Origin of the sequence: Bacillus altitudinis, from assembly GCF_001191605.1 — a bacterium.
Taxonomy (GTDB): Bacteria; Bacillota; Bacilli; order Bacillales; family Bacillaceae; genus Bacillus; species Bacillus altitudinis.
In genome coordinates this window covers 1,869,696-1,889,639 of record NZ_CP009108.1, presented here as the reverse complement: position 1 = coordinate 1,889,639, position 19,944 = coordinate 1,869,696, and the positions used below count along the sequence as shown (strand labels likewise).

General features: G+C 41.5%; 16 protein-coding genes. 4 read left to right on the top strand and 12 right to left on the bottom strand.

From position 1 onward, the window contains the following. Positions 1-269 precede the first annotated feature (269 nt). Positions 270-1,634 (top strand): alkaline phosphatase, encoded by a 1,365-nt coding sequence (locus tag ID12_RS09490; protein WP_035392556.1) that lies wholly within the window; start codon positions 270-272, stop codon positions 1,632-1,634. 50 nt (positions 1,635-1,684) lie between these two features. Here ID12_RS09490 and ID12_RS09485 read toward each other — a convergent pair whose 3' ends face one another. After that, complete coding sequence (locus tag ID12_RS09485; protein ID WP_007497093.1) at positions 1,685-3,109, bottom strand: SpoVR family protein; 1,425 nt, start codon at positions 3,107-3,109, stop codon at positions 1,685-1,687. 67 nt (positions 3,110-3,176) lie between these two features. Next, positions 3,177-4,376 carry a globin domain-containing protein gene (locus ID12_RS09480; protein WP_050827095.1) on the bottom strand — a complete coding sequence of 400 codons (1,200 nt, stop codon included), beginning with the start codon at positions 4,374-4,376 and terminating at the stop codon, positions 3,177-3,179. 183 nt (positions 4,377-4,559) lie between these two features. On the opposite strand from ID12_RS09480, the gene ID12_RS09475 reads away from it, so the two are divergent. Further along, positions 4,560-4,991: an Rrf2 family transcriptional regulator gene (locus tag ID12_RS09475; RefSeq protein ID WP_007497090.1), complete on the top strand. Its 432-nt coding sequence runs from the start codon at positions 4,560-4,562 to the stop codon at positions 4,989-4,991. Positions 4,992-5,151: 160 nt separating this feature from the next. Then, entirely contained in the window at positions 5,152-6,627 is a 1,476-nt protein-coding gene (locus tag ID12_RS09470; RefSeq protein ID WP_035703421.1) for a catalase, read from the top strand. Positions 6,628-6,785: 158 nt separating this feature from the next. Here the strand turns inward: ID12_RS09470 and ID12_RS09465 are convergent, their stop codons facing one another. Further along, entirely contained in the window at positions 6,786-7,169 is a 384-nt protein-coding gene (locus tag ID12_RS09465; protein ID WP_050827094.1) for a YqzG/YhdC family protein, read from the bottom strand. Between the two features lie 128 nt (positions 7,170-7,297). On the opposite strand from ID12_RS09465, the gene ID12_RS09460 reads away from it, so the two are divergent. Next, positions 7,298-7,546: a YhdB family protein gene (locus tag ID12_RS09460; protein WP_008349000.1), complete on the top strand. Its 249-nt coding sequence runs from the start codon at positions 7,298-7,300 to the stop codon at positions 7,544-7,546. A gap of 159 nt (positions 7,547-7,705) precedes the next feature. Here ID12_RS09460 and ID12_RS09455 read toward each other — a convergent pair whose 3' ends face one another. From ID12_RS09455 to ID12_RS09415, 9 genes are all read right to left on the bottom strand, one after another. Beyond that, a complete protein-coding gene (locus tag ID12_RS09455; RefSeq protein ID WP_008349002.1) occupies positions 7,706-8,356 on the bottom strand; it encodes a response regulator in 651 nt (216 codons plus the stop codon). Continuing rightward, entirely contained in the window at positions 8,353-9,498 is a 1,146-nt protein-coding gene (locus ID12_RS09450) for a GAF domain-containing sensor histidine kinase (RefSeq protein WP_008349005.1), read from the bottom strand. The genes ID12_RS09455 and ID12_RS09450 overlap by 4 nt, the downstream gene beginning before the upstream one ends. A gap of 150 nt (positions 9,499-9,648) precedes the next feature. Continuing rightward, complete coding sequence (locus tag ID12_RS09445; RefSeq protein ID WP_050827093.1) at positions 9,649-11,394, bottom strand: phospho-sugar mutase; 1,746 nt, start codon at positions 11,392-11,394, stop codon at positions 9,649-9,651. Between the two features lie 144 nt (positions 11,395-11,538). Next, on the bottom strand, positions 11,539-13,200 hold the full coding sequence (gene glpD, locus ID12_RS09440) for a glycerol-3-phosphate dehydrogenase (protein WP_017360355.1): 1,662 nt from the start codon (positions 13,198-13,200) through the stop codon (positions 11,539-11,541). A 139-nt stretch (positions 13,201-13,339) separates the two neighbouring features. Then, complete coding sequence (glpK, locus tag ID12_RS09435) at positions 13,340-14,836, bottom strand: glycerol kinase GlpK (protein ID WP_007497075.1); 1,497 nt, start codon at positions 14,834-14,836, stop codon at positions 13,340-13,342. Positions 14,837-14,851: 15 nt separating this feature from the next. Continuing rightward, entirely contained in the window at positions 14,852-15,667 is an 816-nt protein-coding gene (locus ID12_RS09430) for an MIP/aquaporin family protein (protein WP_008349011.1), read from the bottom strand. Positions 15,668-15,883: 216 nt separating this feature from the next. Then, complete coding sequence (locus ID12_RS09425; RefSeq protein WP_017360356.1) at positions 15,884-16,441, bottom strand: glycerol-3-phosphate responsive antiterminator; 558 nt, start codon at positions 16,439-16,441, stop codon at positions 15,884-15,886. A 327-nt stretch (positions 16,442-16,768) separates the two neighbouring features. Beyond that, complete coding sequence (locus ID12_RS09420; protein ID WP_017360357.1) at positions 16,769-18,106, bottom strand: aspartate aminotransferase family protein; 1,338 nt, start codon at positions 18,104-18,106, stop codon at positions 16,769-16,771. 241 nt (positions 18,107-18,347) lie between these two features. After that, positions 18,348-19,940, bottom strand: coding sequence for a PucR family transcriptional regulator (locus ID12_RS09415; protein ID WP_017360358.1), 1,593 nt, complete (start codon positions 19,938-19,940; stop codon positions 18,348-18,350). Between the last annotated feature and the right edge of the window lie 4 nt (positions 19,941-19,944).

Below are 19,944 nucleotides of genomic sequence, written 5' to 3'. Positions count from 1 at the left end.
ACTTCCTACGACATTATGCTTATTAATTCGGCAAAAATTATTTTTTTTTAGGGTTCTTTTTATTTCATTTTTATTACACAATCATGACAAAACAAATGCATCTTGTCATAGATAAATCATACATTCATTTCTCTTTTTGGTTCATTCTATGTAAAGTGGACCTTTACAATTTTAAAGTGAACTTTACGGTGCTGTCATTTGGAATCCACACTTCTGCTCTACCATTGTAAACGTGAGAGCGATACATAAACAATGAGGAGGCAAAATGAATGAGTGTGTTGAAAAGCTCGAAAACGAAAATAGCTGCAATCGCAGCCGCATCTGTGTTATCGATTGGTATTTTTTCAGGAATTGAATTTGGACAGGCTGACAAAGCTGAGGCTAAAAAGAAACCAAAAAATGACGTACAAAATGTGATCGTGCTCATTGGAGATGGCATGGGAACACCTTACCTTTCAACTTACCGCTCATTTAAACACAACGGTGATCTTTCCAAGCAAACAGCGTTTGACCCTTACCTCACTGGCATGCATAAAACATACCCTGATGATTCTAAAAGTAACATTACTGATTCAGCAGCAGCTGGTACAGCCATGGCAACTGGTCAAAAGACATACAACAACGCCATTGGTGTAAACAAAAATGGCAAAAAACTAAAAACAGTATTAGAAGAAGCAAAACGCAAAGGAAAGTCTACTGGTCTCGTCGTCACATCTGAATTAACCAATGCGACACCTGCTGCGTATGCCGCCCACGATGTGTCTAGAAAAAACACAGCAGCCATTGCTGATGATTTCTTCGATGAGAAAATTGGCAAACAGCATACAGTCGATGTCATGCTTGGCGGAGGACTGATCGATTTTGTCCGCAAAGATCGTGATTTGACGAAAGAATTTCAAAAAGCAGGCTATCGTTACGTAACCAATAAAGCTGACTTACAAAAAAACAAACAGCAAAAATTGTTAGGCATTTTTGCTGACGGTGGTCTCGATAAAGCAATTGATCGTGATAAAACGACCCCTTCCTTGCAAGACATGACATCCTCAGCCATCAAACAGCTGTCTAAAAACAAAAAAGGATTTTTCCTCATGGTTGAAGGCAGTCAAATTGACTGGGCTGGACATGACCACGATATTGTCAGTGCGATGAGTGAGATGAAGGATTTTGAAAAAGCATTTGAAGAAGCCATTCGTTTCGCAAAAAAGGATAAAAACACATTAGTCATCACGACCGCAGATCATTCAACTGGCGGCCTTTCCTTCGGAGCAGACGGCTCGGGCAGCTGGGATTATCAGCCTGTCAAAGCAGCAAAAAAGACACCTGATTTCATTGCAAACAAAATTGTAGGGGGTATGACGGTCGAGACTGCGCTTCAACAATACATCGACCTTGATTTCACAAAAGAGGAAATCGCCTCTATTCAAAAGGCGGCTGAAACAAAAGATCCTGTTCAAATCGATGATGCCATCGAAAAAGTCATCAATACGAGGTCTCATACAGGCTGGACCACATCGGGTCATACAGGGGATGAAGTACCATTTTATGCTTATGGACCAACAAGTGAGCAGCTAAAAGGGCTTATGGAAAATACAGATCAAGCGAAACACATTTTCAAACTGCTGAAAAACCAATAAAGTGCTAATCACAAAAAAAGATGTCTAGTCGTAGACATCTTTTTTGATCATTAAGTGAGATACTTCCTATGAACCCCTTTTCCATCGTATGAAAACATCACTTCTTTTCCTTCAAGAACTGACTCGATGTGCACACTTCTTCCCCATAGCTGATACAAATATGGAAGCACCTTTTCTAAGTATTTGAGATCAAGCTCAATGCCTTCATACCAATGTTTAATATAGAGTTCGTTGTTTTTTAAATAGTCGCCATCGATGACTGTCAAATACGGAAAGCCGCCATTGACCCTCATGCTGACTAGCTGATCACGGACTGCCTTCCATTCTTTATCAATGACTTTATAGTCTCTCCCCTGCTTTTGAAACAAGTACAAATCTTCCCTCATCACAAGGTCTTTCGTTAAGTAATTTCGAATAAAAGAAATGTCTGATTCAATTTCTCGCACTTCAAACATTTTGCTGCGACCGGACCCTTCCGTCACTCCTGCTTTTTTTAATTCCTCGCATGGATGATCGTAGCGCTCTTCAATATCTTCAAAAATCTTCAGCCCTAAATAGTAAGGATTGATTCCTGTCTTAGATGGCTGCACGACACCTGCATTTAATTTTGCAAATTCAATCGATTCACTTGAATCTAAATCAAGTTCACGCATAATCCGCTGGTGCCAATACGATGCCCAGCCTTCATTCATGATTTTCGTTTCTAGCTGTGGCCAAAAATAGAGCATTTCCTCTCTCAGCATCGTCAGCACATCCCGCTGCCAAGGCTCTAGCTCCCGGGAGTGTGCCTCGATAAAGAGCAAAATATCTTTTTCTGGCTTTGGGGGGAATTGCTTGATCGTTTTCTTTTTCTCACGTGTTTTTGGTTCATCCATTCCCCACAAATCATCATATGGCGTTTGACGTTTTGGTTTGTCCTCTTCATATTCATCTTCATCGTCGAGATTCCAGCTTAATTTTGAACGAACAAGCGACGGATCAATATGCTCCTGCAATGCCAATACAGCATCTAAAAAGGACTCGACTTCTTTTGTACCGTGGATATGTTCATATTCTTTAATTCGCTCTGCTGCCGCTGACATACTTTCCACCATATCTCGTTTTGTGTTTTGGAAACGGCAGTTGTTTTTAAAGAAATCGCAGTGTGCCAAGACATGAGCCACAATTAGTTTATTTTGAACAAGCGAATTGTTATCAAGGAGAAAGGCATAGCAAGGATTTGAATTAATCACAAGCTCATAAATTTTGCTTAATCCTAAATCATAATGAAGCTTCATTTTGTGAAATTGCTTTCCAAAGCTCCAGTGGCTAAATCGTGTTGGCATGCCATATGCACCGAATGTATAAATAATCTCCGCGGGACAGATTTCATACCTCATCGGATAAAAATCCAGACCAAATCCTTCTGCAATTTCTGTAATTTCATCAATGGCTCGTTGTAAAAGACGCTTTTCAGATACGCTCAAGGAAACCATCCCTCCTCATCGGACTTATCCCTACTATATGAGCGTACTTAATAAAACATGATGTTCAACCAGTTGTTTAGACGACTTCCATCTCTTTCATGGACTGCCCGCCGAACGATTCATAATGGATATTCTCTTCCGGGATGTCCATCGCTTTTAAACTAAGGATCATCTCTTGTGTAAATGCTGGGGAACCGCAAACATAAAATTGGCCTTTCCCTTCACCAATGACTGATTGGAGGAATGGCTGGTCAATACGGGAAGCCGCCTTCTCAACCAGCTCACTCTTTCCACTCTTTTCAAATTGTTCGTTACAAAGGATAATTCGCCCCTCTGGAGATGAAGTGAGAACGTGTTCAAACTCTTGTTCGAAAGCGGTTACATCCTCTAGTCTGTCTGCATGAATCATCGTGAATGGCTGATTGTTATGCGACGCTGTTTTCACTAAACCAATCATTGGTGTGACACCAGAACCGGCACTAATCAAATAAACGGGTTCTTTTGTGTCATCTTGCAAGCAGAACATTCCCTGCGGCATACTCACGTGAAGAATATCGCCTTCTTCCATTTCATCATGCAGGAATGTGGAGACATGGCCATCTCGTTTCACGGTGATGCGATAGTAAGATGGGTGATATTGATCTGATAAACTGTATTGTCTGCTGTATACATAGGCTTCACCCGGCATATCTACCTGCACCGTAATGTATTGACCAGCTTCATACATTGGTAGCTCAGATTCATCCTCTGGTACGAAATAAAAGGAAATGAGTGATGGAGATTCTTGTTTCTTTTTCTTCAGAATAAACGGTTTGACATCTGCCCATCCACCCGTTTGTTTCACATTTTCAGCCATCATTTCTGCCTCAATGGTGATGAATATATTCGCAATGATGTCATATGCAGCCTTCCAAGCCAACAATGTGTCATCTTCCTCTGATAACCCAAATACCTCTTTCATTGCTTCAAGAAGGTGATATCCGACGATTGGGTACTGCTCTTTTTTCACCATGACACTGACATGCTTATGGGCAATTTGTTTCACAGCAGGTAACAAGTCTGCCAAGCGATCAATGTGCAGTGCAGCTTGATAGAGTGTTGCGGCAAGCGCCTCTGGCTGGCTTCCATTCATGAGATTTGTTTTATTAAACTGATTGAGTAGCTCTGGGTGCTGTCTGATCATATTTTGATAAAAAACAGTCACAAGTTTTGTTCCCTCAGCTTTTAGAAGAGGGGCTGATTGTTTTATGGCATTCATTTGATCTGTGGATAACATCGTTATTCCTTCTTTCAAAAGATGTATTTTAAATACATCTTTATCGTAATGGATGACAGCTTATAAAAGCAATATTTAAAATGCATGTTTTAAATGTTGTCACATTTAGTACTTTCTCGAACAGTTTTTGTCTAAAATGTGTTACGATGATACAAAACTCTATTAGGTTTAGAGGTCGTCCAAATGAAACTTACGAATTATACAGATTTCTCATTAAGGGTACTCATTTATTTAGCTTCGAGAGAAAACAATGAACTGTCAAATATTCAGCAGATTGCCGATATTTATGGCATTTCGAAAAATCACCTGACAAAGGTCATTTACCATCTTGGAAAACGTGGTTATGTAGAAACGATCCGCGGAAGAAATGGTGGGATTAGGCTGGGGAAAAGCCCAGAAAGCATTAATATTGGTGAGGTTGTCCGCTATACAGAGGATGATTTAGTCATGGTTGAATGCTTTGATCCGAAGAAAAACAGCTGTATTATCTCCCCGATTTGTTCATTAAAGCACGTACTTCATGAAGCTCTCACTGCTTATTTACGCGTTCTTGACCAATACACATTAAGTGATTTAACACAAAACAAAGATGCTCTAAGAGAGCTTCTGCTCTAAGGCGAAAGAATTTATTTCTTTCGTCTTTTTCTTTACCTCATTGTAATAATAATTTATTTAAAATTATTATAAATAAATATTGACTATCATGTTTGATTCAATATAATTAGGGTATATAGATTGCTAGAAACCATTTTTTGTTTACAGGAGGAGAAAAAGAATGACAAATTCTAATCATAAAAATTTGACGACGAATCAAGGCGTGCCAGTTGGCGATAATCAAAACTCAAGAACTGCTGGTCACAGAGGGCCTTCATTTCTTGATGATTACCATTTGATTGAAAAACTTGCACACTTTGACCGTGAACGTATTCCAGAGCGTGTTGTTCATGCAAGGGGCGCCGGCGCTTATGGTGTGTTTGAAGTAGAAAATAGCATGGAGAAACATACAAGAGCAGCCTTCTTAAGTGAAGAAGGAAAACAAACAGACGTTTTTGTCCGTTTCTCAACGGTTATTCACCCTAAAGGTTCACCTGAAACATTACGTGACCCTCGTGGTTTCGCTGTCAAATTTTATACAGAAGAAGGCAACTATGATCTAGTTGGGAACAACTTGCCGATCTTCTTCATTCGTGATGCACTCAAATTCCCTGACATGGTTCACTCTCTCAAGCCAGATCCTGTAACCAACATTCAAGATCCTGACCGTTATTGGGATTTTATGACGTTAACACCTGAATCCACTCACATGCTCACATGGCTATTCTCTGACGAAGGTATTCCTGCGAACTACGCTGAAATGCGCGGTTCTGGTGTTCATACGTTTAGATGGGTAAACAAATACGGAGAAACAAAATATGTGAAATACCACTGGAGACCATCAGAAGGCATTCGCAATTTATCGATGGAAGAAGCTGCAGAAATTCAAGCAAACGACTTCCAGCATGCGACAAGAGACTTGTATGATCGTATTGAAAAAGGAAATTATCCAGCATGGGATCTTTACGTTCAGCTTATGCCGCTCAGTGATTATGATGAACTAGATTATGATCCATGTGATCCGACGAAGACGTGGAGCGAGGAAGATTATCCGCTGCAAAAAGTGGGCCGCATGACACTGAACCGCAATCCAGAAAATTTCTTTGCTGAAACAGAACAATCTGCTTTCACGCCAAGTGCCCTAGTACCAGGAATTGAAGCATCTGAAGACAAACTGCTTCAAGGTCGTCTGTTCTCTTATCCTGACACGCAGCGTCACCGCCTAGGTGCAAACTACATGCGCATCCCAGTGAACTGTCCTTATGCGCCTGTTCACAATAACCAACAGGATGGCTTTATGACTACAACTCGTCCAAGCGGTCATATTAACTATGAACCAAACCGTTATGACGATCAGCCAAAAGAAAACCCTCACTACAAAGAAAGTGAACCGGTTCTTCACGGTGACCGTATGGTGAGACAAAAAATTGAAAAACCAAATGATTTCAAACAAGCTGGAGAAAAATATCGAAGCTACTCTGAAGAAGAGAAACAAGCATTGATCAAGAACCTGACAGCTGACTTGAAAGACGTAAATGAAAAAACGAAATTACTTGCGATCTGTAACTTCTATCGTGCAGATGAAGATTATGGACAGCGTTTAGCGGATTCACTCGGTGTGGATATTCGCTCATATCTTCAAGGAAGCATGAAATAAATCTTCTTTTCAACATGATCGAAACCCTTTGCAGTCTAGGAAGAACAGCAACTTTTGCAGAGCGAATTTGACATTCGTGAGCACCAGTGCCGGACTGACACCGAATGCGAGGGTTTGACTACCGCTGGAGCACCTCTTTTTTTAAAAGAGGTGCTTTTTTATAGCCGAAATACGTTAATACTAATCAAATGCCCCGTCACCGGATGAAAATAAATTTCTGCATGTGCTGCAAATCGTGTGGAGCCTTCCTTCACGGTCACGCGAAACACATCTTTTGTTTGATCTTCATTCACTTGTGTACGTCCAATGTAATGATAATCGTTTAAAACGGCGCCTTCATATTCATCTTGCAAGGCAGTATACGCAAGTCTTTCCCAATTCTCTGCCTGCTGCACAGCTGCTTGTGAAGATGGATGTATCATCAGACTGCCAAATAAAACAATTCCTGCTGCAAAAAGCATCCATAATTTCGGGTGCATGATATCAATATTCTCACTTTCATGTCTATTTTGTTTAGGTTTTGCTGGTTGGTTCTTTTTCATACATCAAGCATTTATTCAGCCTATAATTCCCGGTACCCTGTTTATGCAGACACCAACTTTTCCCCTGAAAAAGTCGACCTGATCCGAGCAAACTAATGAGGACTTCTCAAGGGAAAGGAGAAGGTTTAATGAATGTGGCAGATTATGATAAGGCACTTTATTATACGCATCGCTCGCAATGGGATAATTTACTTATTCTTATGGTCCGTACGCAAGATGATTTGCTCTCGAAACGTATTGAGCATTTCTTACATGCGTATCAATTTAACCGGAACGATGCAGATGTTGAAAAATGTTTATATGGACTCCTGCAGTATATCGACCATGCTTCAGAAGCTGCCGTTGCTGAAGCATATGCTGAACCAATGTACACATAAAGGAAAAGGTTGATTTTCGATTGTTGACAAAGGGCTAAAATGAACTTTATTTTAGCTCTTTGTTTTCTTTTCAGCCTTTTACTAACCGCCTTTCATAAAGAAGAAAAGACTTCACGAGAGAATACTCATGAAGTCTTTTGGAATGTCCACCATGACTGTTTACAACAGCTCTTTCGGCTGATTTTTTTGATAATCTACCGCATATAGAGCGGCCTGAGTTCGATCTGCCAGCTCTAACTTTGATAACACATGAGACACGTGAGTTTTCACAGTCTTTTCAGAAATAAAAAGCGATGAGGCAATTTCTTTGTTACTTTTCCCTTTTGCGATTTCAAATAAGACATCACGTTCTCTATTGGTCAGTTCGTTCATCAATGCCCATTTCTGCTCTTTAGGTTCAGTTAGATGCTGGACGAGAAACGTCGTAATATGACCGTCTAATTGATACGTACCATTTTGCACCTCAATCATTGTCGTGAGAAGCTTTTCAGGTGCTACATCCTTGAGCTGATAAGCCTTCGCTCCCGCTTGGATAGCAGGGATCACATAGTCCTTATCTGCATAGCTTGTCAGAATGACAATGCGGACATCCGGCATATCCAGCGTCATTTGCTTTGTCGCCTCAATTCCATTCATTACAGGCATAGAGAGATCCATCAAGACAATGTCAGGCTTTGTTTGCCTAACTACCTGCAGTGCCTCTTCCCCATTGGATGCCTCACCGACGATGTCTACATCTGGCTGAGTTTGCAAGAAAAAGACCAGCCCTTTTCTGACAATATGATGATCATCTGCAATAACTACCCTCATGACAATCCCTTCCTTTCTTGAGAAAATGGTACTTTCACATCAATCGTCGTTCCCTTACCTAGCTCAGAATTGATGCAAAATGTACCGCCTGCTCTTCGGATACGATCAGCCATCCCTTTCAGCCCAAATGAAGGAAGACTCATTTGTTCATCATACTGAAATCCCTTTCCCTGATCGATGATTTTCATACCAAACGTATCTCCTGATTGCTCCAGTTTGACCTCTACTTTCTCAACGCCCGCATGCTTTTGGCAGTTATTTAGAGCTTCTTGACATACGCGAAATAAAGTCTCGTGCTTTGAATGATCTATTTCCATACAGCCTGATAAAGACAATGAACAATTTAGACCTAAAAGCTGTGCATACTCTTCAATCGCTGTCGTAAATCCTTTTTCAAGTCCTTTTGGTCTTAACTGCCATATGAGTGAACGCATTTCAATGAGGGCATCTTGTGATAAATGCTGAATAAAATCAATCATTTCCCCTAAATGTTGATCACTTGTCATTTGACGCGCTGCCTTTGCAGTCAAACTCACGGAAAACAGCATTTGATTCACAGAATCGTGTAAATCCTGTGCAAGCCGGTTTCGTTCTTCTAGCAGTGCATGCTGCTGCTCATTTTGCACAAGCTTCATGCGCTGAATAGCCGTACCTATTTGCAGTGCAATACTTTCAAGCAGATTCAGCTCCTCCTGTGTAAATGTGACCTTCCCTTTTGCCGCCACATTTAATAAGCCAAACGTACGCTTACATGCTTGGAGCGGAACGGTTGCATGATGGGTAATTCCTTCTGTATCTCCAAGCTTTTGCTCAATCGCCGTTTCAATCCGTTTACAATTGATGATATTGGTCGCTGATTGCAGTGAGCCTTTCGTGTAGCGGTTGATGCAATAGCAATCGTTTTGACACATGAGCTCTTTTTGATGCTTTGCCAGCGCTTCAGGTAAGCATACTTCTGCCATTAGTTCATACGATCCGTCTTCTTCTATAAAATAAATCCATGCTGTTTGAAAGCCTGTCACTTCCATAAGCATATGAAGCACTTCATGAAGCGTTTCCTTCATTTCCATTCCTTCATTTAACTTTTCAGCAATTTCTTTTAACGTTTTTAATGTTTTGACTTTTTCTTGGTAATCTCCCATCGTGTGTACCCCCGGCTTTTACTGCCTCTCTGATCAATATGTTGATTATACCATGAGCATCTGTGCGGCTCTTTCTCAAAAAGGATGATTTTTTCTCATCCTTTCGACTGAGAAAAGCCATCATGCATGACATGATGGCTTTGTGATATTTTATTTAGCTGTTTCTTCCACAATGTCATAGACGACTTTCATGACTTCTTCTGATAAGTGTTTCAGCTTTTCTTCGCTGTCTGTTAACGATGTGCCTTTGACTGCAATATAAAATTTGACTTTAGGCTCCGTACCAGAAGGTCGTAAACAAAACCATGAGCCATCTTCAAGGAAATATTTCAGGACGTTTGATGCCGGCAGATGAATCGTTTCTTCTTTCTTTTCAGCCACAAGGTGCCTTTGACTTGATTGATAATCCTCAATGACCGTAATGCGCTGACCGGCGATAGAAGCTGGCGGGTTTGATCTAAAGGTATGAAGAATAGCAGAAATCTGCTCTGCTCCTACTTTCCCCTTTAAGGTTAATGACTTTAAGCCTTCTCTGTAAAATCCAAATTCCTTAAAAATATCAACAAGCGCATCGTATAATGACTTCCCTTGTTTCTTATAAAAGGCTGCGACTTCAACTGCTAATAACGCAGCTTGAACTGCATCTTTATCTCGTGCAAAATCACCGATCAAATAGCCGTAGCTTTCTTCATAGCCGAATTGAAACGTGTATTCTCCGCTTTCTTCAAACTGCTTGATTTTTTCTCCGATAAATTTAAAGCCAGTGAGCGTATCAATCGTGTCAGCTCCAAATGCTGAGGCAACAGCACGCCCAAGCTCACTTGTCACAATCGTTTTCATCACAACGGGGCGAGGCGGTAGCTGACCTAGTTTTTGTTTTTCAGATAATAAATAATGAAGTAGTAAGGCGCCTGTTTGGTTGCCCGTCAAAACGGTAAATTCTCCATCGTGATTTTTCACAGCGATACCTAATCGATCTGCATCTGGATCTGTCGCAATCAACATATCAGCATTTTGCTTTTTGCCAAGCTTGATGGCGTATTCAAAAGCGGCATGCTCCTCTGGATTTGGAGATGTGACCGTCGAGAATTGCGGATCTGGTTTTTCCTGTTCAGGTACAACCGTCACATGCTCATAACCAAAGGCCTGAAGTCCGTTTCGGACAGGTTTATTCGCCGTCCCGTGAAGCGGGGTAAACACCACTTTGACATCGACTTCTTTTGCAAGCTCAGGGTGCACACGAATGGTTTTTAATTTTTCCATATACGCTTGATCGATTTCTTCACCAATCATGCGGATCAAACCATTTTGCTTCAATACTTCTTCTGATTCCACTGAAATGGCTAATTCATTTTCGATGGCATCTACTTCTTTAATGACTTGATCTGCTTCAAATGGGGGCATTTGGCCTCCATCTTCTCCATAAACTTTATAGCCATTATATTCTGGCGGATTGTGACTTGCTGTCACAACAATCCCTGCAAAGGCATTCAGTTCTCGAACTGCAAAAGAGAGTTCTGGTGTCGGACGCAGTTCGTCAAATACGTATGTTTGAATGCCATGTGAAGCAAGTGTTTTGGCCGCTTCCATCGCAAATTCAGGAGATTTATGGCGTGAATCATAGGCAATGGCGACACCTCTTTTTTTTGCATCCTCTCCATGTGCTGCAATATACGCAGCAAGACCAGCAGATGCTTTTCGAACAGTATAAACATTCATTCGGTTCGTTCCAGCACCAATTTCTCCGCGCATTCCTCCAGTACCAAACTCAAGGTTTTTGTAGAAGCAGTCTTCAAGCGCTTGATGATCATCTTGATGTGCCTCCAGCCATTCCCTTAGTTCAGTATCCAGGTGCTTCTCATTGATCCAACGCTCATAATTCGTATTCCAACTCATGGTCGTCCTCCCAGCTCTTATCATCAATAAAATAACATCTACTGTTATTTTATATGGAATTATCCTTCATGTCATGTTATATCATGAACATATGAAAAAACGATGAACAAAATAAAAAAAGCCGATACACGATCGGCTTTTTACTTATTCAGCATCAAGCGGTACGACTGCTTCATGGAATAGTCGGTCTAATTCAGTTTGATGTTTCTGTTTTGTCGCTTCATCCCAGCCAAAACGATCTGCCATATAGTCAACAACAGGCTGTGCATACGTTTTTGCCCAATTGATATTAAATAATAGGCTGCCTGTTCTTCTCAAGAAGAAATCGACAGGTGTTACAGCCAATTCTTCTTCGATCGCATAGACAAGTTCAGCCAACACATATGCGGGAATGTTTCGTTTGTCTGCTTCCCCTTGAAGCTGCTCTACACGCTTGAAGACATTGCTGACGTTTGAGCCATATTTCTCAGCTAATTTTTGTGCAATCGGTTCTGTCAAACCAACGGATGCTCCTTCTGCCGTTTTCGCTTGAACAAAGGATGCCATATTTTTCGAACCGCCTACATGCCCACCTGAAATAGGCATATGTTTCGTTTTACATGGTCCGAAATCTTTTCCAGTTTCCTCTTTAAGTCCATCACGTACAAGATTCACAATGTGTTCAGCCATTTTACGGTAACCTGTTAATTTACCGCCGGCAATCGTGATTAAGCCTGAAGATGATGTCCATACCTCATCTTTACGAGAAATTTCTGAAGGATCTTTCCCTTCTTCATGAATGAGTGGACGAAGACCAGCCCAGTTAGATTCAACGTCTTTCTCTGTAATGTTAAGATCTGGGAACATATATTGAATGGCTTTGATCACGTAATCACGATCTGCTTTTGTCATACGCGGATGTTCCAGCTGTTTTTTGTAAACGGTATCTGTTGTTCCCACGTACGTTTTTCCTTCTCTTGGAATCGCAAAGACCATTCGTTTATCAGGTGTGTCAAAGTAGATTGCTTGTTTTAATGGGAAAACAGATTGATCAAATACTAAGTGAATTCCTTTTGTATGCTGTAAATGTTTCCCCTCTTTTGAGTGGTCCTTGTCTCTTAGCTGATCGACCCATGGACCTGTCGCATTGACGATTTTTTTCGCATATACATCGTATGTTTTCTGTGTTGTGACATCTTCAATGACAACACCGACAACTTTGCCTTTATCATAAATAAATTCTTTTACTTTCGCATAGTTGACCGCTTCTGCCCCGAATTTCACAGCCTCTTTCATGACTTCAATTGTCAGGCGTGCATCATCTGTACGGTATTCAACATAGTAGCCCCCGCCTTTTAAGCCATCCTTTTTCACAAGTGGTTCTTTTGCAAGTGTCTCTTTTGCACTTAGCATACTTCTGCGTTCACTATGCTTAACGCCAGCTAAAAAGTCATATACTCTAAGTCCGATTGAAGTTGAAAACTTACCGAATGTCCCGCCTTTATGCATCGGAAGAAGCATCCATTCTGGCGTTGTCACATGAGGACCGTTTTCGTATACGATGGCACGCTCTTTACCGACCTCTGCGACCATTTTCACTTCAAATTGTTTTAAATAACGAAGTCCACCGTGCACTAGTTTCGTTGAGCGGCTAGACGTACCCGCTGCGAAATCCTGCATTTCCGCAAGACCGACACGCATTCCGCGTGAAGCCGCATCAAGTGCTGTACCAGCGCCAGTAATACCCCCACCAATGATAAACACATCATATGGTTTTTTTGTCATGTCCTGAAGCATTTGTTCTCTTTCTAAGCTAGAAAAAGTCATCTCTTGTTCCTCCCATGTTGTACGGTAAAGAAAAAGAGACCGCAAACACCCAAAGCGTATTTCTACACTTCGGTGCTTGCGGTCTCTCCAGTTCTCCAACCGTTCTATTAACTTACTTGAAGTATACCATACTTTTTGTTTATTTGAAAGCTTGAGCTGCTTTTACAGCCTTTTTCCACCCGCTGTATAACGAGTCACGGCTGTCTTCTTCCATTTTAGGTTCAAAGCGCTTGTCAAGGTTCCATTGTTTTGCAATGTCTGAACGGTCGTTCCAGAAGCCAACTGCTATTCCCGCAAGATAGGCCGCACCGAGTGCCGTCGTTTCATTAATTTCTGGACGTTCTACTGGTACATCGAGCAAATCACTTTGGAAGCCCATTAAGAAATCATTCTTTACAGCCCCGCCATCGACGCGCAATGTTTTAAGTGAGATGTTTGAATCTTTTTCCATCGCATCTAAAACATCTTTCGTTTGATAAGCAAGTGATTCTAACGTTGCACGAACAAAGTGCTCTTTAGAAGTACCGCGTGTTAAACCGAATACAGCGCCTCGGACATCACTATCCCAATATGGTGTGCCTAAACCAACGAATGCTGGTACGACATATACGCCGTCTGTTGACTCAACGCGCTCAGCATAAGCTTCACTGTCTTTTGAGTCTTTAAACATTCTAAGTCCATCACGCAGCCACTGGATCGCTGAGCCAGCAACGAAAATACTTCCTTCTAAAGCATATTCAACTTTGCCGTCAATGCCCCATGCAATCGTCGTTAACAATCCATGATCCGACTTAATTGCTTTTTCCCCTGTATTCATCAACATGAAACATCCTGTACCATATGTGTTCTTCGCCATTCCTTCTTCAAAGCAAGCCTGACCGAATAACGCAGACTGCTGATCTCCTGCCGCTCCTGCAATTGGAATATTTTTACCGAAGAAGTGATAGTCTGTTGTTTCACCATAAATGTGTGATGATGGTTTGACGTCTGGCAGCATGGAAGCTGGAACACCTAAGATATCAAGTAGTTCTTCATCCCATTTCAGATCGTAAATATTGAACATTAACGTTCTTGATGCATTTGAATAATCTGTTACGTGTGATTGACCGCCAGTCATTTTCCAAATGAGCCATGTATCAATTGTGCCAAACAGCAAGTCACCATTTTCTGCTTTCTCACGAGCACCTTCTACATTGTCTAAAATCCATTTCACTTTAGTGCCTGAGAAATAAGCATCAATGAGTAGACCCGTTTTATTTCTAAACGTTTCATCGTGCCCTTGCGCTTTTAGCTCATCACATATACCAGATGTTTGTCGTGACTGCCAAACAATTGCATTGTAAACAGGTGCGCCTGTATGTTTATCCCAAACAACAGCTGTCTCACGCTGGTTCGTAATTCCGATACCGGCGATTTGATCTGCTTCAATTCCTGATTCGATTAAAGCAGTTGAAATAACTGATAGAACAGAGCTCCAAATTTCATTTGCATTGTGTTCTACCCAGCCTGGGTTCGGAAAATATTGATTGAATTCCTTCTGAGCTGTATGTGCAATTTTACCTTCTTGATCAAATAAGATCGCTCTTGAGCTTGTTGTCCCTTGATCTAATGCGAGAATATATTTTTCTTTTGCCATGGTGTTTTCCTCCCCTTACATACTTTCATTGACAGCATTTGTCTGGTTTTTCGTAGAAACATAGAGTCCTAACAATACCACAACTAAAATAACGCTTACAATCCAAAAGGCTGGTGTGACGTTCGCTTTAAAGGCTGCATTATAGAAAACACCGCCAAATGCACCGCCCAAAATTGGACCAACAACAGGAACCCAAGCATATTTCCAATTTGATGGACCTTTACCTGGAATCGGCAGAATGGCATGTGCGATTCTTGGACCTAAATCACGTGCAGGGTTAATTGCGTAACCAGTTGTACCACCTAATGAAAGACCAATTGCAACAATTAAGAAACCAACAATCAACGGATTGACTCCGTCTGCAAATTTATTTGCACCAATCGCTAAAATTCCTACCACCAATACAAATGTACCAATGACTTCACTGAGCACGTTTGCAAAAGTATGCGGAATCGCAGGACCAGTTGAGAATACGCCTAGTTTTGCACCTGGATCGTCTGTCGCTTTCCAGTGCGGTAAGTAATGTAAGAAGACAATAATAGCTCCGAGTAATGCGCCAAGCATTTGACCGACAATATACATTGGAACATCAGCCCAAGGAAAACTTCCTTCTAATGCTAGACCTATTGTCAGCGCCGGGTTTAAATGTGCACCGCTGATTCCTCCAGTGGCATAAGCTGCAATCGCTACTGCAAATCCCCATCCGAAAGCGATTACAATCCAACCGGACTGATAAGCAAGCGATTTCTTTAAACTGACTGCCGCACACACACCGCCTCCAAAAATAATCAGAAGCATTGTACCAACGACTTCACCCCAAAATGGTGTCATGAAAAATTCCTCCTCTGGTTCAGTTGCCATCCCCTATAAATGTGTAGAAAAGATACAGAAAAAAAGATCCACAACAAACATACTTTACATCAGGGTCATTTGTCACCTAGTAAAGCGTCGTTGTGGATCTCCGTTTCTCCATCACATGATATTAACTTAGTGCTATAGTATCAGAGGATGAAAACGTTGTCAATCAATTTTCACATTTTATCTTTTTCACTTTTGGAATGCTTTCCAAAGCTCTGTATTCGATGTGGTGACAGCTGTCGCCCCTGCTGCAAGCGCCCTTTCTACATCTTCTTTTGTTCGGATAAATCCTCCTGCAAATATTGGTATTCCAGCTCTTTCGCGCACTTCTGTAATTAAATCTGGCACGACACCCGGCAATACTTCAATAAAATCTGGACGATGTTTTCCGACAAACTCCATGCTTTTTTCCATCGCACTTGTATCAAGTAAAAACATTCGCTGGATGGCATATACCTTTTTCTGCTTGGCTTTCACTATGACAGAAGACCTAGTAGAAATAATGCCAGCTGGTTTCATTTCCTGACAAATAAATTCCGTTCCGTACTCATCATGTTTGATTCCGTGAATGAGATCGACATGGACAAACATTTTTTTATGATGCGCATTCGCCTCATTCATGATGCCCTTAAGCCGCCCTAAATGAACATCTAGTAAGACCCCATATGTAAATGGACTTTTTAAAAATTCCTCAAATTGCTTCATATTGCGAACAGCAGGTAGAATGGGTTGATCATGAAAACTCATATGCCGTCTCCTTCTCGTGTGTATTGGTTCTATCTTCTCCTTACAGTAATAGAATCACATGTTTTTTTCAATACACCTAGTGTGCCCATTGACCATTCAGCCTAGCAAATCGATCAAAACCTGATCCTTTCAGGGCATAGAAAAAAGCAGAGAAACCTCTCTGCTACAGCGTGTAGGCAAATCCTCGCATTCTTTGTCAGTCCTGCGTGCTGGTGCTCACCCTTCCTAGGGCTGCAAAGATTTTCTATCACGCTGAAAAGAAGACAAAGGGCTAAAATAAATAATATTTTAGCCCTTTGTCAACAATCTGAAGCAGAGAAATCTCTGCTATAATTGTGCCATGCTTTCTTTTAAAGTATGAATAATGAATGAGGCGTCTTCATCAGTGATATTTAGCGGTGGTGCGAGCTGTGCCACGTTATTATAGCCAGCCACTGTATCGCCATTTTTCCCGATGATCAATCCCCGCTTTTTACATTCTGCAATCAATTGACCGACTACACTTGGATCAGCTGGCTTTTTTGACGCCTGATCCTGCACAAGCTCAATCCCAAACAGCAGACCTTTTCCTCTCACATCACCGACAAATGGATGCTCTTTTAACTCTTGCAAACGTTCGAGCATGTCTTGGCCAAGCGTGCGTGACCGCTCCACTAATTGCTCGTTTTCCATGATCTCTAGGTTAGCAAGCGCAACCGCACAGGAAGCAGGGTGACCGCCAAATGTATTCACATGCCGTAGCCTGTCATACGTATCTTCTCCTGCATACGCTTCATAAATGTCTCGTTTTACGCACGTTGCAGATAGCGGTAAATATCCACTTGTGATCCCTTTTGCCATGGTGATGATATCTGGCTTCACTTCCTCATGCATAAATCCAAACCGCTTTCCTGTCCGGCCAAAGCCGCATATGACTTCATCCACAATGAGGAGCGCCCCATGATCTTCACAGATTTCTTTCACCTTCTTCAAATATCCTTTTGGCGGCATTAAGATACCGCCTCCTGTAATCATCGGCTCCATGATGACGCCAGCAATGGTCTCACTTAATTCCCACGTCATTGCTTGATCGATTGCATCAGCACTTGCCAAGCTCTCTTGATCTTCAGGGTGCCGGTACATATCAGGCGGTGCGACATGGATAAACCCCTGTCCTAACGGTTCATATTTGTACTTACGCTGCGCTTGACCCGTTGCGGCAAGAGCTGCTGCTGTATTGCCGTGATACGATCGATATCGGGAAATGAATTTTGTTCGTGTACTCTCTCCCTTTTGCGCATGATATTGTTTGGCAATCTTAAATGCCGCTTCATTCGCTTCAGAACCACTGTTAGAAAAGAAGATCACATAGTCCCCGTCTAGCCATTCATTGAGCTTCTCAGCCAGCTGAATCGCTGGCACATGGCTTTGTGTCAGTGGGTAGTAAGGCATCGTATTTAATTGCCTATACGCCGCTTCTGCAAGCTCTTTACGTCCATATCCGGCATTGACACACCATAGTCCTGACATTCCGTCTAAATAGCGATTTCCATGAATATCTGTCACCCATGCGCCTTCTGCCTCATGAATCACCATACTTTCATTTTCTTTGTTTGTCCCTTTCATATGATGCCAAATGAACTGATCATCTTTCGCCTGAAGATCTTGTGCGTTATGTGTTTTCATCTTCCCACGCCCCCATGTATCCGTTTTCATCATCAAAGAAGCTTAAACCGGTCCTGCATATGACCTCTCCATTCATTATATGGATAAAAGTGAGGCATATGAAACTGAAACAAGACCGCCCGTGTCGTTACTCTCATTATAAAAAAGGGGCCAGACACATTACATTAGACAGATCGTCAACTGATTGAAAAGAACCATGAGACACTCTACTTGATCCCTCGGCAAAATCTAACATATACCGTTAATGGCGATTCCCCTGTAAAAATTCATAAGCAAGGATCGCAAATTCAAGCGCTTGACGTTTTGGCGCTTGCATCATATCCTCACCAAGTAAAGCATGAAGCTTATCCAATCTGTGATAAAGCGTCTGCCTCACAATATAGAGCTGGCTTGCGGTTTCTTTTTTAGAACCGTTTGTCTGTAAAAAGATATTCAGCGTCTGATAGAGCCTGCCGCTATTTTGTTTATCATATAAAATCACCGGCTCTAAATACTCTTTCACCATGCATTCTAATAACCCGCTTTCTTTCATGACAGGCATCAACCGAAGCATATGTAAATCTTCATAAAATGGGCTTTTTATCCGTTGCGGCATCACTTTCTTTAAATGCAGCACTTCTTTCGCTGCTTGAAAACTTTTTCTCATGTGTTGAAATTGCTCACAATATGAACCGATTCCATAATTGATGACTGCCTCGCCGGGCTTCTCACGGTCATATAATTGCGTGATGTCGTTTGCCGCTTTTTCTGCACGCTCTTTCCAGTCCTCAACTTTTCTTGTATTCAATAAAATAAATAAGGTTTGTCCTTGATGCTCGTACACAATCAAATAGAAACCAGCACGCTGAAAAATAGAACGGCAAGAGACAAGAAAATAAAGATTCCCTGCGATTTCTTCTATTTGGTGGTTTTTTTGAAAGAGCATCACCACACAGCCGGTCGGTTTTTTCAGCCCTTCTGTCTCCTCAAGGTGTTCTATGATCTCTCTTTCTGTATGATCTTCATGAAACCATTTTTGCAGCCATTCATTCTCTTTTGTCTTCTTCAGCTCTTCTGTATACAGCTCTCTTAAAGTTTGCTGGGCAAGGGCATTCGCTCCTTTATCCATCACAAGCAGTTCAAATTCCGAGAGTGTGTTCGATTGATGAATGAGGACGAGGTCTGCAAAGGTTTGTTTGAGTGCAAGGACTTGTTTTTGCGTCACTTCATATCCTTTTGGTAATGAAGCATATTGCAAATAATTCATCACCAGCTCTTCTGTTTGTTTGGAAGAATCACATAAAATAATCGGCTCACCTTGAACAGGGATCAGCAGTAGTATCCCTCTCACATGCTGATACACTTGATCCAAAATATCCATCTGCGGATGAGGAGTCAATAAAAGCTCATTCAACTTGGACGACAGTGTTTCTAAATCCGCCATCATCTGATACTGACGCTCAATCATCATCGTATGGAGATGCTGTGTAATATTGACGAACTTCACTTCTTTTGTAAACAAAATAAGCGGAAAATCACGTTCTTCTGCATAAATAATCAGTTCTTCTGGCACATCAAACCGGAGCGGTACAAATTCAATACACAAGCCAGCCGCACCTGAGTCAATCAACTGTCTTAAAAACGCCTGAAAGACTTCCAATTGATCATGGAAGCCTGCGGCCGTCGTTAAGATCAGCTCGCCTCCGTTTAACAAATCCTCTACAGCAGGCACTTCAAGTACATGTACCCATTTTACCTGCCGAAACAATCCCTTTTCCCCCGCTAACACTTTCGCATGTGTAAAATGCTTCGTTTTTAACACATCACTTACTTGAAAATGAACATCTACATTCATTCAT

Bases quoted from the DNA above. Each gene is read 5' to 3' on its own strand.
- glpD (WP_017360355.1), bottom strand. From the start codon at position 13,200: ATGACTTTTTCTAGCTTAGAAAGAGAACAAATGCTTCAGGACATGACA.
- ID12_RS09420 (WP_017360357.1), bottom strand. From the start codon at position 18,106: ATGAAAACACATAACGCACAAGATCTTCAGGCGAAAGATGATCAGTTC.
- ID12_RS09430 (WP_008349011.1), bottom strand. From the start codon at position 15,667: ATGACACCATTTTGGGGTGAAGTCGTTGGTACAATGCTTCTGATTATT.
- ID12_RS09460 (WP_008349000.1), top strand. From the start codon at position 7,298: ATGAATGTGGCAGATTATGATAAGGCACTTTATTATACGCATCGCTCG.
- ID12_RS09465 (WP_050827094.1), bottom strand. From the start codon at position 7,169: ATGAAAAAGAACCAACCAGCAAAACCTAAACAAAATAGACATGAAAGT.
- ID12_RS09455 (WP_008349002.1), bottom strand. From the start codon at position 8,356: ATGAGGGTAGTTATTGCAGATGATCATCATATTGTCAGAAAAGGGCTG.
- ID12_RS09475 (WP_007497090.1), top strand. From the start codon at position 4,560: ATGAAACTTACGAATTATACAGATTTCTCATTAAGGGTACTCATTTAT.
- ID12_RS09450 (WP_008349005.1), bottom strand. From the start codon at position 9,498: ATGGGAGATTACCAAGAAAAAGTCAAAACATTAAAAACGTTAAAAGAA.
- ID12_RS09415 (WP_017360358.1), bottom strand. From the start codon at position 19,940: ATGAATGTAGATGTTCATTTTCAAGTAAGTGATGTGTTAAAAACGAAG.
- glpK (WP_007497075.1), bottom strand. From the start codon at position 14,836: ATGGCAAAAGAAAAATATATTCTCGCATTAGATCAAGGGACAACAAGC.
- ID12_RS09490 (WP_035392556.1), top strand. From the start codon at position 270: ATGAGTGTGTTGAAAAGCTCGAAAACGAAAATAGCTGCAATCGCAGCC.
- ID12_RS09470 (WP_035703421.1), top strand. From the start codon at position 5,152: ATGACAAATTCTAATCATAAAAATTTGACGACGAATCAAGGCGTGCCA.
- ID12_RS09425 (WP_017360356.1), bottom strand. From the start codon at position 16,441: ATGAGTTTTCATGATCAACCCATTCTACCTGCTGTTCGCAATATGAAG.
- ID12_RS09445 (WP_050827093.1), bottom strand. From the start codon at position 11,394: ATGAGTTGGAATACGAATTATGAGCGTTGGATCAATGAGAAGCACCTG.
- ID12_RS09485 (WP_007497093.1), bottom strand. From the start codon at position 3,109: ATGGTTTCCTTGAGCGTATCTGAAAAGCGTCTTTTACAACGAGCCATT.
- ID12_RS09480 (WP_050827095.1), bottom strand. From the start codon at position 4,376: ATGTTATCCACAGATCAAATGAATGCCATAAAACAATCAGCCCCTCTT.